The organism is Niallia sp. RD1 (assembly GCF_024219955.1).
Taxonomy (GTDB): domain Bacteria; phylum Bacillota; class Bacilli; order Bacillales; family Cytobacillaceae; genus Niallia; species Niallia alba.
In genome coordinates this window covers 2,413,704-2,428,652 of the sequence record NZ_CP100420.1, presented here as the reverse complement: position 1 = coordinate 2,428,652, position 14,949 = coordinate 2,413,704, and the positions used below count along the sequence as shown (strand labels likewise).

The 14,949-nt window shown below is 35.0% G+C and carries 11 protein-coding genes; all 11 read right to left on the bottom strand.

All coding sequences use genetic code 11. The features are described from left to right. Positions 1-26 precede the first annotated feature (26 nt). Positions 27-1,544, bottom strand: coding sequence for a histidine ammonia-lyase (gene hutH / locus NKG37_RS11600; RefSeq protein WP_254416240.1), 1,518 nt, complete (start codon positions 1,542-1,544; stop codon positions 27-29). 464 nt (positions 1,545-2,008) lie between these two features. Continuing rightward, positions 2,009-2,404: a metal ABC transporter solute-binding protein, Zn/Mn family gene (locus NKG37_RS11595; RefSeq protein ID WP_254416239.1), complete on the bottom strand. Its 396-nt coding sequence runs from the start codon at positions 2,402-2,404 to the stop codon at positions 2,009-2,011. Next, positions 2,401-3,054 carry a ZinT/AdcA family metal-binding protein gene (locus NKG37_RS11590; RefSeq protein ID WP_016204148.1) on the bottom strand — a complete coding sequence of 218 codons (654 nt, stop codon included), beginning with the start codon at positions 3,052-3,054 and terminating at the stop codon, positions 2,401-2,403. The genes NKG37_RS11595 and NKG37_RS11590 overlap by 4 nt, the downstream gene beginning before the upstream one ends. Before the next feature lie 466 nt (positions 3,055-3,520). Continuing rightward, positions 3,521-6,736 carry an AAA family ATPase gene (locus tag NKG37_RS11585; protein WP_224427472.1) on the bottom strand — a complete coding sequence of 1,072 codons (3,216 nt, stop codon included), beginning with the start codon at positions 6,734-6,736 and terminating at the stop codon, positions 3,521-3,523. Next, a complete protein-coding gene (locus tag NKG37_RS11580; protein WP_169189619.1) occupies positions 6,717-7,424 on the bottom strand; it encodes a hypothetical protein in 708 nt (235 codons plus the stop codon). Before NKG37_RS11580 ends, NKG37_RS11585 begins: the two co-directional genes overlap by 20 nt. Next, entirely contained in the window at positions 7,384-8,784 is a 1,401-nt protein-coding gene (locus NKG37_RS11575) for a hypothetical protein (protein WP_224427492.1), read from the bottom strand. Before NKG37_RS11575 ends, NKG37_RS11580 begins: the two co-directional genes overlap by 41 nt. Continuing rightward, positions 8,769-10,046 carry a toprim domain-containing protein gene (locus NKG37_RS11570; RefSeq protein ID WP_169188000.1) on the bottom strand — a complete coding sequence of 426 codons (1,278 nt, stop codon included), beginning with the start codon at positions 10,044-10,046 and terminating at the stop codon, positions 8,769-8,771. Before NKG37_RS11570 ends, NKG37_RS11575 begins: the two co-directional genes overlap by 16 nt. 223 nt (positions 10,047-10,269) lie before the next feature. Further along, positions 10,270-10,587, bottom strand: coding sequence for a nucleotide pyrophosphohydrolase (locus NKG37_RS11565; RefSeq protein ID WP_040343893.1), 318 nt, complete (start codon positions 10,585-10,587; stop codon positions 10,270-10,272). Between the two features lie 288 nt (positions 10,588-10,875). Next, positions 10,876-12,570, bottom strand: a complete 1,695-nt coding sequence (locus tag NKG37_RS11560) for a DUF2075 domain-containing protein (RefSeq protein ID WP_254416238.1) — start codon at positions 12,568-12,570, stop codon at positions 10,876-10,878. Positions 12,571-12,784: 214 nt separating this feature from the next. Beyond that, on the bottom strand, positions 12,785-13,804 hold the full coding sequence (gene fni, locus NKG37_RS11555; protein ID WP_254416237.1) for a type 2 isopentenyl-diphosphate Delta-isomerase: 1,020 nt from the start codon (positions 13,802-13,804) through the stop codon (positions 12,785-12,787). Positions 13,805-13,819: 15 nt separating this feature from the next. Continuing rightward, complete coding sequence (locus NKG37_RS11550; protein WP_254416236.1) at positions 13,820-14,896, bottom strand: phosphomevalonate kinase; 1,077 nt, start codon at positions 14,894-14,896, stop codon at positions 13,820-13,822. Positions 14,897-14,949 lie beyond the last annotated feature (53 nt).

The window sequence follows — 14,949 nt, the reverse complement described above, 5'->3', positions numbered from 1 at the left end:
AACAGTAGACAGAAAATAGAATGATGCTATATTTTTTTATCCGTTATTCCCTCTGAATCGATTTCAAACGATTCCTTCAATGCTTTGCTTAACTTCTCGATATCCTCCGAGAAAATCCGATCCTCATCAATTGGAGAAATATCCTTTCTTACTTGTTCTACTAACTTTTTCGTAAAAGCTGCCATCTTTTCTTTTCCACGAATTTCAGCTGCTTGAGCTGCACAAATTAATTCAATCGCCACTACTTTTCGTGTATGTTCAATAATCTGATACACATGTCTCGCACCAATGGTTCCCATACTGACATGGTCCTCTTGATTTGCAGAAGATGGAATCGAATCCACACTTGCAGGATGAGCAAGGATTTTATTTTCCGAAACCAATGAAGCTGCGACATACTGCATAATCATCGCCCCAGATTGCAAGCCAGGCTTCGAACTCAAGAATGCAGGCAAATCATTTAATTGAGGATTTACTAACCGTTCAATCCGCCGCTCAGAAATATTCGCCAATTCTGCCATCGCAATCCCCATAAAATCCATCGCAAGCGCAATCGGCTGACCATGAAAATTCCCACCGGAGATTACTTTTTCTCCATTGTTAAAAATTAGTGGATTATCTGTCGCTGCATTAATCTCAATTTCTAGTTTTTCTTTCACATATTGCAAAGTCTGCCAGGTAGCACCATGTACTTGGGGAATACAACGAAGCGAATAGGCATCCTGGACACGCAATTCACCTTGCTTCGTTATTAGCTTACTTCCAGTAAGATATGCACGCATCCGGTAAGCCACGTCTATTTGCTCTTGATATCCTCTCGCTTGGTGGATGTCATCATCAAAAGCATCGATAATTCCTCGCAGTCCCTCCATCGTAACGGCAGCAATTTGTTCCGCTTGGTACGCTAGTTTCTCCGCTTCTAAGAAAGAAACAGCTCCCATCGCCGTCATCGCTTGTGTTCCATTGATTAGTGCTAACCCTTCCTTTGCAGAAAGCTTAATTGGTTCTATTCCCTCAGCCTTTAATGCTTCTAGCGCAGGTCTTCTTTTTCCTTTATAAAATACTTCTCCTTCACCAAGAAGTGCCAAGGCAAGATGAGATAAAGGAGCAAGATCTCCGCTCGCACCAAGAGAGCCCTGTTGTGGTATCACCGGATGAATGGCTTTATTTAGAAGAGCTAGTAATCTATCAATAATGAGGGGACGAACTCCTGAATAACCTTTAAGTAAGGCATTTGCGCGCAGAAGAAGCATGGCTCTTGAAACCACTTCTGGAAAAGGTTCGCCTACTCCACAGGCATGGGAATGAATTAAATTGAGCTGCAATGTTTCTACATCATTTTTATCAATGCGGACATCACTAAGTTTGCCGAAACCGGTGTTAATACCATAAACCGTTTTTTCTTGGTTTACGATTTCTTCAACAGCTTTTCGGCTGTTTTTTACTTTGGTTAGACTTTCCTTTGAGGCTTGGACGGGTTCGTTAGTGTAGAGGGTTTTTTTTAGTTGGGATAAGGTTAGTTTGCTGCCAGTTAAGGTAATCATGAAGGTTCCTCCTTTGTATATCGTTTAATCATTAGAAGAATTCCTTTGAGAAGTAAAATATGTTAATAATATGAATTTCATTAAGTAAACGGGTATTTATTGTTATTGCTCTATTGCTTTTATATTATTTTGATATATAGGATTTCATTAGTTTTTGCAGTGAAATTACATCCCTATTTTTCTAGACTTCCTTTGTGTGAGATAATTTCAAAAATAATATTCATTAAGATAATATATAGTCGTTTAAGGTCTTACATTCCATAACTTACTTTTCATATTAAAATATTTTATTAATTCCTTAAGATTTTCTAGTTAAAATTCACTTTCTTGGAGTATTTACTATTATGTAAAGTACTCTTTCATTTAGGCACATAATTTTATCCTCCGTAAACGGATTAACATAATTTAATAGTCTTAAATATCTAAAAAAACGCCTCTACATGGAGACGTTTTTTTAGGTGCAATTATTGAACACTTAGCTGTAATGCTTTTAAGTTATCACGCATCGCATCCACATATCCTAAATCCTTTTCTTGTAACTCGCTAGACAAAACCTCTAAATCATACAAAATAGCTGTCTCTGTCCCTGTTTCAGCAGCAACCGTTTTGGCGATTGCAGAGTTGGCTCCATGTTGATAATAGATAACTGGGACATTATGCTCTTTTACAAGATTTCCGATCTCTGCCATACGCGCTGCGCTCGGTTCTACTTCTGTAGATAAGCCGCCAATGGCAATCTGCTCTAAGTTATATCGCTTCGCAATGTATCCAAATGCTTGGTGTTGTACGACAAAAACACGATTCTTGGCATCTTTTAAAGCCGCTTGATATTCTTCATCTAATCCTTGAAGTTCTTTCATAAAAGCTTCTGCATTTTTTTCATAAATGTCTTTTCCATCTGGATCTGCTTTAATGAAAGCATGTATTTTTCTTTCGTCATATCTCCATTTTCTGCTTTATGTGCAAACACTTCATCTAAATCTCCAGATAAAAGATATGGATAAACAGACTGCCAGTCGCCTTCCCAATCAGACAATTCACGATTCTTTACTTGACTATCTTCAAAATACCCTTGATATATTTTCTTGCTTGCTTCATCATGTCCATGATGATCATCAATTACGATTTGAGCAGGTGCGGATTGGGCAATAGCCTTATCATCCTGATCGAATAAGACTGCCTTTATTTCTAAGCCATTAACTGTTGCTTCACCAGTAAATGTTTCTGTTTCTTGTCCCGAAACAACTGCCCATTCATCATTGGCATTTTCCCTACTATACCAATGCCAATGATCAGCGTCTGTTTCTTCATCCAAAACGGCAGTTAACTCCATTTTGTCTCCCGTATGATAGTGATCAGCAATTCCTTCCATTTTAATACTTTCTGGAGCTTGTTGCTCTGATGCTTCTTCTCCTTTTTTATCTTCTTTCTCATCTTCTGTTCCTTGACATGCGGTTAAGAACAAACTAACTAATAATAAGCACGAAAAGCCAAATAACAGTCTTTTCATTTTTTCCCCTCTTCTCTATGTATTTTTTTTAAAATCGTAATCATTACGTTTTATAAACTGACATTTACTTCTCTTTTATGTCAAGGGTTTTTGGGTATTTACATTGATAGTTTTTATTAAAAGAGGCATCCTAATAAAGAAAATACTGTTTGCATCCTTATTTTTATTTTGCTTCATTTCGGCTAACTACCTATTATTAAAATCAATTTTCTTTTTACTTACATAGTTATTTCATATTGGCCTGAAGTGCTCATTACTTATAAAATAACGTAAAAAAGCCTCTACTTTAATTGTAGAGACGATTTAAATTGTGACTTTACTTAATCCTTGAAATTGTAGTGTCTAAACTTTCAACTTTGATGAACAATCTTTATTTCTTAAGCAATTTTATAACTTACTTGTATTGTAACTGGTTACCTATCTCTATTTGATAAAAATAGAGACATTATCCGTCCTACCGGTACAATTAATCAGTCACTTTATCCCTAACTCGTTTCACTTTAAACACTGTGCTTTTGGGTATATTTGGATTGTGGTGAACAACATAAGCTTTAGAGAAACGATATAAATATTCCTCTTCATGAGATTTTGGAGTAAGGATAATCATTTTCCGTTGTAATTCTTGTTCATATAATCCAAACACTTTTTCCTTTCTTCCTTCATCAAGTGCACTATCAAATTCATCTAGTACAATGTAGCCAGGTGATGCTTCGATTGTTTGTAATAATGCTAGCGCAAACAATAAAGAACTGAGTGACTCCTCTCCACCAGAGACTCCTTTCCCAACTTTCCCACCACGTGCTTTAACACTTACATCTTCTAACTTTCCACGATGTCCTTCTTTTCTTGCTTTAATAAATAGAGTATATCGAATTTGTCCGCGTCGATCGGTATTCATATCCCAGTCAATTTTTCCTTCAAAACCAAATAAAGACATATAGTTAATAAATTTCTGATTCACACCGATGATTTTCATATTGATCGTATCTTCTAAATCCTCTTTAAACTGTTCCATTCGTTCTGAATATTCTTCTAATAAGATTTTTGATTTTTTCACTTCATTTTCTGACCGATCATATTCTTCTTTCATTTTTGCATAGTTCTCTGGGGCTGCTTCATCTATGCCCGTTTCAGTTATCGCAAATTCAAAGGTTACTTTCCCATTATTACGTAATTCCTCTGCCTGAGATTTTGTCACCTCAGAGAAATGCTCCATCTCATCATAGAACTTATCCACTAAATCTCCCACGATTTCTTGAAGCTTTTGTACTTCTTTTCTTGTACGAGAATATCCCTCTTCGTTTGATACACGCTCTTCTGATTTTACTTTTATTTGCCTTTCAATTTGTTCGATTTCTCGTTCTTGATAACTAAGATCTGTTTCTAAATCTTCTAGTTTCCTAAATAGCTGTTTTTCTTCACGACGTTTTGTATCTAGCGTATCCGAAACCTCATCTAATTGATTGTTTTTATCTATTTTATTTTGATTAAGCTCAACTAACAGACTATTTAATCTTTGCACTTCCATTATTTTTGCTTGTTCTTTCCGAAAACGTTGGTAGATATCTAAATATTCTCGATGCTTTGACACAGCTTGTCCCCATTGAGCGTAAGACGTTCTTTGTTTATTTAATTCATCTTGAATCATATGATACTGATTCTCTATAGCTTCTTTCTCTTGGCTTACCTTTTTAAACTGACTTTGCCTCCATTCTCTTTCATTTTCTTTCGTTAAAAATGCTTCAGCCTCTTTAAGTGACTCTCTCCTGCTAAATAAGATAGAGTTTCGATTGTAAAGCTCCTGTATTTCCTTTTCCAATTGAAGCTTTCCTTTCTTTATTTGAGTTAACTCTTCCTCTAATTTAACTTGGTGAAATTTCAGTACTTTTTCACTTAAAATAATTCTTTTTCCCTCTTGTGGTCCTCGAATCCCCTTATTATCAATAAGCTGGCCATTAAGGATTAAAGGCTTTTCTTCTTTAAAAAATGATTCTACCCACCATAGCGCTTTTATTGCATATGGATAAAGATACTCATCTAGGTGATCTTTAACCTTTAAATGTTTGTCAGGTAAATGCATCAGTGTTTTATCTGGGACTAAGTCAGGTAAAGAAACATGATATAGATCATTAGGTGCTTGAAATTCTTTTTTATTAACGAATATAGTATATTTAATCGTGTCGAATAAATATTCATCTTGCTGGCTAGCTGTCTCATCTAATTCCACAAGTTCTCGTAACGGGAAAACATCAATTTGATTTTTTTCGAAAAATCGGATGGACTGCTCTTGACGAGGATTATATACTTTATTATTTTTTAAAAGGGGTAGCTCTTTTTCAATCTTTTGTTCCTTTTCATTCAACTCTCGTAATTTATCTTTATTTAATTCTATATCACGATTGTTTTTTTCCATTTCCGCTTGAATTGCATTACTGCTTTTATAAGTTTCTATCAAATCTTTGAATTTTCTTTCCTGCGCTTTATCCTGTTTAATTTCTAAAGACAGTTTTACTTTTTTTGAAGTTAAGTCGTTTAGGTAATTCCATAAATTTTGCGCCTCTGTAACCATTGATTTAATAGAATCATCTATCTCTTTATATTTCTTCTCTGCTTCCCTTAATTTTACTAATACATCCTCTTCTGACATACCAATCCGGTCAACTTGTTTCGTGATCTCAGAAATCTGGTCGGAAATAGAGTTTATTTTTTCATTAGTCTCTTTTAGCTGTTCATTGATTTCTTTTACTTCTATTCTAAATTCATTATCTTGATTTTCAAGCTGGTCAAGTAGCATTCTGAACTGTTCGAGTTCTTCTTTTTTCTCAACGAAATGAATTCTCATCTTCTGATTGGTATCTATCTTTTCCTTTTTATCTTCTAATAAGTCCTCAATTTGAAATTTCAAAGAGTCGATTTGATTTAGATAATATGCTCCCAACCATTTTAATCCTCTAAAATATTGGTTAAAGCCTTCTTCACGTCGCCGGTTACGATCATGATACCTATCAAGTTCCATTTTCTTTTGCTTTAAATGCATTTTATTGAGACCTTGTTTACTTTCTGCTTCTTTTAAGCTTTGTTCCGTTTCCTTAACAAGCTCCTTACTTTCTTCCCAGTTTTTCTGGATTTTATCAATACCGTTCATCTCACTAAAGATTCGAAAACGTTCTTCTGGATGCATAACTGCGAACTGATTTACTTCTTTTTGATACCAAATCAAATAAAAAGCATCAGGATCGACAGCATACTTATAGAGTACTTGATTTTTATATTCCGAAAAATTCAAATTGCCACCACTAGTGAATTTCGTGGTTCGCTCCCATTTGTCAATATCGTCTCCCTCTTCAATATAGAACTCTCTTTTTATTGGCTCTCCAGGTTTTTGTTCAATTTCCAAACGGAATTGAACATAAAGAGGGGCATCAACCTTAATTCTCCCTTCATTTTTAAATAGAAAATCAATTTTTGCTCGCCAGGTATGATCAGAAGGCAGATTATTAGACTTAAGTCCTTCTACATCTACTTTACTGGAATAAAGAACCCCACCAATACAAAATGTTACGGTTGATTTACCTGCTCCGTTTGGTCCAGAGATAAGAATATGATCGAGTTCCCCAGATAAATCCATTACAGTTGGAATATAATCTCGAATTCCTGAAAATCTAATCCTCCAAGGTATCATTTAGTAAACCTCCATTCATGTTGTAACGTTTAAAGAACCGAAGAACATCCTCCATATGAAGCTGATTAGATTGGCTGAACTCTGCATATCTTCGTAAAAATGAATCAGAAAATAGATGGGCACCAATAGTTGTTAATTGATAAGCCTCTTCATCCGAATTGGTATTGTAAATTTCGATTGCACCGATTTTTTTTAAGGGATCTAAATTAGCTTGAATTTTTCTTGTTACCTGCAAGGACTCATGACCGAAACTATTGATCAATTGAGAAAATAATGTGTATTCATTTTGAAGCACTTCTTGATGATAAAAAATAAACATAAGAATAGCCAAGCTCTCTTTATTTAACACGTTTCTTGCTTGTTTTGCAGGAACACGCATCAACACTACTACTTGATTTCTTCGTTCATCATAAACAACTTTGAAATACCGACTAACTGCTTGATTTACTCGCTTTAAAAAAGAAAAAAATGCTTCTTCATCATTTGCCCCAAGTAATTTCTCCACCTCTTTGCGGGAAAGACCAAAGTTCCCCTGTCGAATTGTAGCCGAGGAGGAAAATAAAATTTGCATAAAAGTAAGCTCTTCTTCTTTAGTTAAAAATCCTTGTAGCGACTGTAATGCATACAAGGAATTATTGTTAATAGATTCATTTGCCTCGTTTTCTAATTCCATAGCTTCCTTGTTCATCATCTGTCCACCTCCAATCTCTTTTTTCCATATTACCTAGTAATTTTCGGTTTGCTTTTTCATCAATATCTGCCTTTTTATTTGCCACCAGTGCAGATACTCCGATTAAACCATTTAATACATCACTCCATTTTTCAGAGCCAGCTTGTATAACTAACTCATCTAATCCGGCTTCTTCTACCTCAGCAAGGTATTTTTCAATATGCTCGGTATGAATCATTTGCTTCGTCATTTGCCATTTTGAATCACCCATTACTTCTTCTAACTTCTCCTCCATGATTTCTTCAATCTCTTGAAAATCAGCATCCATCTTTTCTTCAATTTCATCTGTGATAGGTTCATAATTCTCAATATAGTCTATACCTTCAACAATAGCGGTAGGAGATAATGGGCTAGCGAATTTAATCGGAACCCAAAGGCCCTCCATATTTTCATCCTCATACTGTCCTTGTTCCATAAAACTAAGAATTTGATGAGCATTTGGAATATCTGAACCCATTGGCGGATCAAAAGATTGCACGATAAAATTTCTTAGTAAATCTGGTTGTATCGTTTCAATAAAATTAGTCTCTTGTATATGTGCAAACTTCAGGATTTTATTAATGGTCCCAAGGCTAATCTTGGTTCCTTCACTTATAGCTGTCATACCTCTCTGTTTGATAGATGCAAATACTAATTCCTGATCCAATGTCTCAAATTTAGCTAGACGTTCCACCATTTTCATTTCCAATTCTGTCATCAGTTGATGAATTACTTCTACTTGGGATAACGCATTTCGATCAGCTAAATATTCTAGCTCTCTTTCTATTAATAATAAAATGGCTTCTTCAACATTTTTGATCATACTAGCTAATTTATTTCCTCCAGAAATACCTTTGTCATCATAAGCTTCACTAATTTCTGCATCTCTTTTTGCTTGAAACAAGGATCTGGCAACTTCGTCATTCATATAATAAGCTAGTGAATCATTTGCCAATCGAATTAATACATCCATCATTCTTTTTCCTAAATCGCGCATCTTAATGCGCTTTGCTGTCTTCGTTATCCAATTAAATTTCCCTAATATATAGATTAAGTGCTTCACATATTCAATAGTCATCTCTTCATCGTATCCATATATGTGACGATACCGGTAAAAGAGTGTGTCCTCATTTTCAATTCGATCAGTGATCCCAAGTGCTTCCTGATTAATGAGATTAAGTATGCGTATAAAGCGTAATACATTCTTTGGGGCCTGAAATGATTCTTTATCACTTAATTCATTCAATACACCAGCTAAAGCAGCCATATCCCGCATTGTTTGGAGTAGCTCTGGTTTCTCCATATCCATGTTAAAAATAGAAATTAAGGATTGATCCATTTTTTCCAAAGTATTACTCCTCCAATCTCCTGCTCCTGTTCTTCTTTCTTAACCTCTATTGCTCTTTCATACCGTGATTGAAACTCTTCAATATTTAGTACTACTTCTAATGGCGGAACAATCCATTTAGTTATTACCTGATATTTTCGTACCGTTTCCCCTACTTCTTTAGCAATGATGAGTCCTGCTTCATCAACATCTGTCCAAATAATCACTTGTTTAACAGTAGAAGCCAACTGTTCAATTAATCGTCGATGCGCGGACCTTAACTGGCCATCAATTCCTAATATAAAACTGTTAGAGCCTATTAAAAAATCCCTTTCATAACCCATCCGCGTTACAATCCCTCTATTCTCAACTAACCACAATACCTCGGCTTCCGTTTTAAATTCCTCGGTGAAAACCGCTAAATCTGTAGTTGCATGAATTGCTCCATAATTATAAGAAGCACTATCACCTTGCATTGGTCCAGTAAAATAGATGGGAGTAATTGTACCTAAACTACTTAGTCCAAGTAAATGTAATGGATACTCAAGTAACTCTTCGGCAACCTCAATAAATTCTTTTTTATATGAATCAAATTCCTTAGAACCTCCTATTTTCCTATAATACCTTGCTCCAATTTGCTTCCAATCAAAATGATGCTCAACCATTGAAATTTGATAAAAAGCTACTAAAAAGTGTAAAAATAAAAGTTTTTTTTGAAATCTCCAATTAGAATTAATACTGTTAATTTTATTTGCCACTACGATTTCATCTAATATATCTTTTAATCTATTAAGCTTTTCTATCCGTTCAAGATTAGGTGTGGAAGAAGAATTCTTTATTTTAATCCATTGATTTTCCCATTCGACAATGGATTCAGTTCTCATTGTTTCTTGTTCATCCTCCATTTGTTTTTTATATTGAAATAAAGACAATCCCATGCGAAACTGTTCACTTTTCACAGTTCGTTCGTCTTTTGCCAAGCGATACTCTCTAATAATCCATGCATTACGAATAAATTCATAAATTTCATCTGTAAGGACAAATTGTTTCTTAACCTTTGGGCTTGCAAACACATTCACCAAATGTTCAGGTGGGATAATTTGATTATTAATCCCCACCGTCAAAATCGCAACAGTCCTTCTAGTTCGAGTAGTCTTTTTTATCACAGGAATATCTAAAATTCCATTATTTTCTCTAATGTCCAGTAAATTAAGCTCCTCGTTTTTCAATAAAATATATTTATATAAATAATCTTTCCATACATTATTTATCAAAACTTTTGTCCCCCTCTAACGGTACTTTTATTTTATCATAGAGCAAGGATTTACTTTCTATTAAAGAATTAACAATTTATGTAATGAAAAGAGAATCGTTTTTTGGAAGTAATAATATTTTTTTATGTAAGTCTCATTAATATACAAAAAACGGGAGAGCTATTTCTTGCTTTCCCGCATTAAATTCAAAGTTATTAAATTAATACTAGTTATTAGCTCTCCCTTACAAATCTGTATACTTCTTACTTGATCCAAATGACTTATTAACTGGATACTTCTGATTGTTTTTACGGATTTTCTCTTTAATAGTCTGTTCCAAATTTATTCCTAACTCATTAGACATAAGCATAGCATATATAACCACATCTGCTATTTCATCTTTAATATTCTCCAGATTGGCAGCTATGCCCTCTTCACTTGTTTTCCATTGAAAGTTTTCTAATAATTCACTTGCCTCTAACGAAAGCGAAATAGCTAAATCCTTAGGATTGTGGAATTGTTTCCAATTTCTTTCATCTCGAAAGCTTATAATGTCCTCCATTAGTGGATCAAAGATTGATGATTCATACTTAAATTCTTTGTCTCTTAATTCCTTATAAATTTGTTCTGCTTCTTCAAATTGAGAAGATGGGACAACTACCGAAATATTACTTTTATAATTACCTGGTATATTTTCATATTGGTAACTTTCTGTTTGCCAATCGATTTCAGGATAGTTAAATTTTAGCTCTGCTAATAATTTGTCTATTTTTTTCTTGTCGCCCTTTTGAAATAAATCCAACTGCTTCAAAGTCAACACCTTCTTTACTTATTCATTCCTGTTCCTATTTTAATGATAATCACTTTTATCCTCCGCAACCCTCATTCTTCCATAAGCATCTGTTCGTGTCTCATAAAGTTTTATCAAATGTGCTCTTAGCGCCGGATCACTCGCGAAAATATATAACCCCTTTATTCCCCTTTTCAATAAAACATTTATCGAATTTAATATAATTGTTTCCTTTATAAATTCTGGGTCATCAAATTCATCCTTACCTTTGAATGCCTCTGTATCCTTATAATTTCCTGTAATGATTTTCAATTGATCATTTTCATAGTCATATGTAACGGACGGTCCTAAAATTACACCAACATAATTCAAATCAAAACCTTGAATTGTATAGATAGAGCCAACCTCGCTTATTGTAGCTTCCCTTTCAGCCCAGGTCGAATCTCCCATCGTAGTATTCCAAGGTAATTTAAGTTGATCTTCTTTTATATAATAGGTTTGTCCATCTTTTTTATGAACATAATCGAAGGTTGATACCATTCTTGCTAAACCAAATCTATTATTTTTCTCGCATATTTTTCTGTACATCTTAGCTGCTGAATCAAAAATTTGAAAATCAAAAGTTTCTTTTTTAGGCACTGGTAATATCTTTTTCTCCACAAAATGGTCAATCCAGCTTATCATTTCGTAACTTGCATGCATACGAAATTGATTAGTTAAGACATATTCTTCCGAATGTTTACTGTCTACAAGATTCATCAGCTTATTTATATCCCAATAGCTTTTCATTTTTAATACTTGTTTATCATCAAATACCAAAATGACAATTTTACTATTTTTTATAATCTCTTCTAAATGATTATTCTCTTTAAAATTATTAAAGCTGTCGGCTTTCGTTAATAATAAATGGGCTTCATCTACAAATACAATATCAGCTTTTTGATTAGTCTTTTTTCTTTTATTTATAAAAGAAGTAGGCTTATCAAAATTATTCTTTTTTAGCGCTTTTACTTTCCTAGCAATTTTTTGATAGGTTTTTAACATTTCGCTATGATTTACTAATAAAAAGTTGTTAGTGTCATGAAGTGCTGAAGATTTCTCCTTTGCTAGCTCTTGAATCCGATTAAAAACAGCGCTTAATACAACGCTCTTACCAGTTCCTGCTTCACCTTTTACAAGAAAAACAAATGGCACTTCGTCTTTAATGTGTTTTTCACAAACATCAATTATTCTTTCTTTTAATTCAATTTGCTCCATCGACAGTTCCTTGAAGGGAGAGAGTTTAAATATATCTTTATTTTCAATAACTTCTCTTGAGTGGGTAACATAATTCTTTTCCTTTAACTGATCCCATAATTTATTAAACAATTTTTCATTATAAAATGGCTTATTATAATAATTATGGCTGACACTGTCCGCCGTCTGACTCTTATTCTGTAGCTTATAGCGTTCATCTGCCAAAAAATAATTAATCAATTTCGTCTCAATATTATAGGTTGCTGAACGGTTAAATTTTTCATGAAAAATCACTGTCATCTTATCTAAAGACTTTCTTTCTGGATTCTTCAAATGATTTTTCATACGATTTCTTACTGCTGCTGTCTCACCAATGTAAACCATACTATTATTATTTAAAAAATACACAACTGGGAAATCAGAATAAGGTTTACCATACAAGGCGTTTGCCGACGAATGAGTAAATGGCATGGATATTATTTCTAACGTGTTCATGGGGACAATACCTTTCGTTTTCATATAATCTTTATGAATATTTTACCATATTATATTTATATTGTTTTATACGAACATACAATAATTAAGAGTGTAAGTTTTCCTTTTCTAGTATCAATGCGTAAAACTATAATAATCGATAATACAAGAGAAAGAGAAACAAATCACACCCTTCACTCACAGTCCAAAATAAAGAATAGCAAAAAAAAGGAAGCAAAAGAGCCATCCCTCTGCTTCCCTACTTAATCCTATCCGTTCCCTTTAATTCTCCAACAGTTGCCGCTCCAACTCCAAACATAGCCATCTGCAGTTCTAGCTCTCTAATTTCAAAAACCTCTATCAGATCTTCTGGCGATTCAGTAGCCTCTTTTAAAATCGAACGAGCAAAACCAACCATATCTGACCCAAGTGCTATTGCTTTAGCAGCCTCTAGTCCATTTTTAATCCCACCGCTAGCAATAATCGGTTGGTCAATCGCTTCGCTAACGGAAACAATACATTCAGCAGTTGGGATTCCCCAGCTACTAAAAGCCTCGGCTGCTATTTTCTTAATCTTTTCGTTTGAGCGTAGTTTTTCCACTTGGCTCCATGATGTTCCGCCTGCACCAGCGACATCAATAAAGGAGATGCCAACGTCAGTCAGTTTTTTCGCGATGGTGCCATCAATTCCAAAGCCAACCTCTTTTGCACCAACAGGAATATCTAGCTGTGTACATACTTGCTCGATTTTCCCTAATAGATCTTTAAAATTACGATCTCCTTCTTGTTGAATAATTTCTTGAATGCTATTCAAATGGAGAACGAGCATATCTGCTTCTGTCATTTCAATGATTTGTTTACACTGGTCGATTCCAAATCCATAATTAAACTGCACCGCACCTAAATTGGCGATGATTGGAATGGTTGGGGCATATTTTCGGATTTGAAAAGATTCTCGGTATTTTTCATTTTCAATGAGTGCTCTTGTGGAACCTAAGGCAAATGCCCATCCACGCTCCTCGGCAGCAATTGCAAGGTTTCGATTAATCGTCTCTGCCATTGCAGCACCACCAGTCATCGAGCTTACCAAGAAAGGCGTCTTCATCTTTTTACCTAGAAACTCCGTGTCTAATGTAATCTCATCAAAATCAATTTCCGGCAAGGCATTATGTAAAAAACGATACTTCTCAAGACCAGTCGATATGTTATCACCTGTTACTTTCTCATTTAAAACCAACTCAATGTGCTGGGCTTTTCTTTTGTCAATTGAATCAGTCATTCTCCAAACTCCAGTCTAATTATATTTTGTTGCTGGAAGGATATCTAATGGAACAATGCCAACATCCCGCCATTCTTTATGTAATTGTTCAAGCTTGTCCGTACTCGTAAAAGCAATACCACAATCGCCGCCACCAGCTCCAGATGATTTCCCGGCTCCATAGTGATTAGCAATTTGAATCAACTTTTCTAAATGAACCGTTTCAATAGCCCCGCCAGTTTCTTGACTTAATTCTAGCAATGCAGACCGATTAGCGGATAGACTTGTCATAGCCAGCTTCCTATCGTTCTGCTTAAAACCTTCCACCATAGTAGAAACAGCATCACGACTTTTCCGAAGAAACGCTTGATAAATAGTAGAACCCTGAAGCTTAAGCGGTTCTATTTTTTTAATCAAAGAAGCTGTATTAGCAGAACTACCTGTCCACCCAACCGCAAGCACTAATTCTTGTGGTGCTTCCAGCTGCTCTATTTCCAGATATGGCCAATCTGCTTCAACCAATTGGGCAATAGAACTTTGTTCCAAAAGCTTTTCTTTTAACCAGCTTGCTTTAAAAGCTGTGTAGTGGAGCCAACCGCCATATGTTGAGGCGGCTACATCTGCACAAGAACCACTTCCTTGTGTCTGATAGTGAGCAATCGCAGCTAGTTTATAAATAAGTTTTTTCGAAACAATCAATTGATCCCGATACAATGTTAAAACAGAGGATACCACTGCGACAACTACTGCTGCACTTGAACCCAATCCATATTTTCGGCCTGAGGCGACATCATCCAATTCACTTGTAACTGTAAGCGAAAAGGGCTTGGTCTCTATAGAGCTTTCCCGTAAATAGTGATGGACCACATCCAATGTGTTTTTGATAAAAGCCAATCTTGCATCTGTCTCTTCAAAAATCACTTGTCCATGCTCAAATCGGCAAGCTACATTGGCGAGACCTAGCTGTGGCAAAGAAAGAGTCTGCTGTTCACTCATCGTAACGCGTGCTGTAATAAACCGGTCCACTGCCACCACGATTGCCGGATAACCTGGTTCCAATACCGCATATTCCCCAGCAATAAACAGTTTCCCGGGAACTTTCATTTCATGCATCCGGACTCACTCCCTTTAAAGTGCTAATTTAAACAGTTATCTTTTTTGCTATT

What these genes read in the sequence shown, in the direction of transcription:
- NKG37_RS11575 (WP_224427492.1), bottom strand. Translation starts at nt 8,784, where the DNA reads ATGGATCAATCCTTAATTTCTATTTTTAACATGGATATGGAGAAACCA.
- NKG37_RS11565 (WP_040343893.1), bottom strand. Translation starts at nt 10,587, where the DNA reads ATGGAGGACATTATAAGCTTTCGAGATGAAAGAAATTGGAAACAATTC.
- NKG37_RS11550 (WP_254416236.1), bottom strand. Translation starts at nt 14,896, where the DNA reads ATGCATGAAATGAAAGTTCCCGGGAAACTGTTTATTGCTGGGGAATAT.
- NKG37_RS11580 (WP_169189619.1), bottom strand. Translation starts at nt 7,424, where the DNA reads ATGAACAAGGAAGCTATGGAATTAGAAAACGAGGCAAATGAATCTATT.
- NKG37_RS11595 (WP_254416239.1), bottom strand. Translation starts at nt 2,404, where the DNA reads ATGAAAGAACTTCAAGGATTAGATGAAGAATATCAAGCGGCTTTAAAA.
- NKG37_RS11560 (WP_254416238.1), bottom strand. Translation starts at nt 12,570, where the DNA reads ATGAAAACGAAAGGTATTGTCCCCATGAACACGTTAGAAATAATATCC.
- NKG37_RS11590 (WP_016204148.1), bottom strand. Translation starts at nt 3,054, where the DNA reads ATGAAAAGACTGTTATTTGGCTTTTCGTGCTTATTATTAGTTAGTTTG.
- fni (WP_254416237.1), bottom strand. Translation starts at nt 13,804, where the DNA reads ATGACTGATTCAATTGACAAAAGAAAAGCCCAGCACATTGAGTTGGTT.
- NKG37_RS11585 (WP_224427472.1), bottom strand. Translation starts at nt 6,736, where the DNA reads ATGATACCTTGGAGGATTAGATTTTCAGGAATTCGAGATTATATTCCA.
- hutH (WP_254416240.1), bottom strand. Translation starts at nt 1,544, where the DNA reads ATGATTACCTTAACTGGCAGCAAACTAACCTTATCCCAACTAAAAAAA.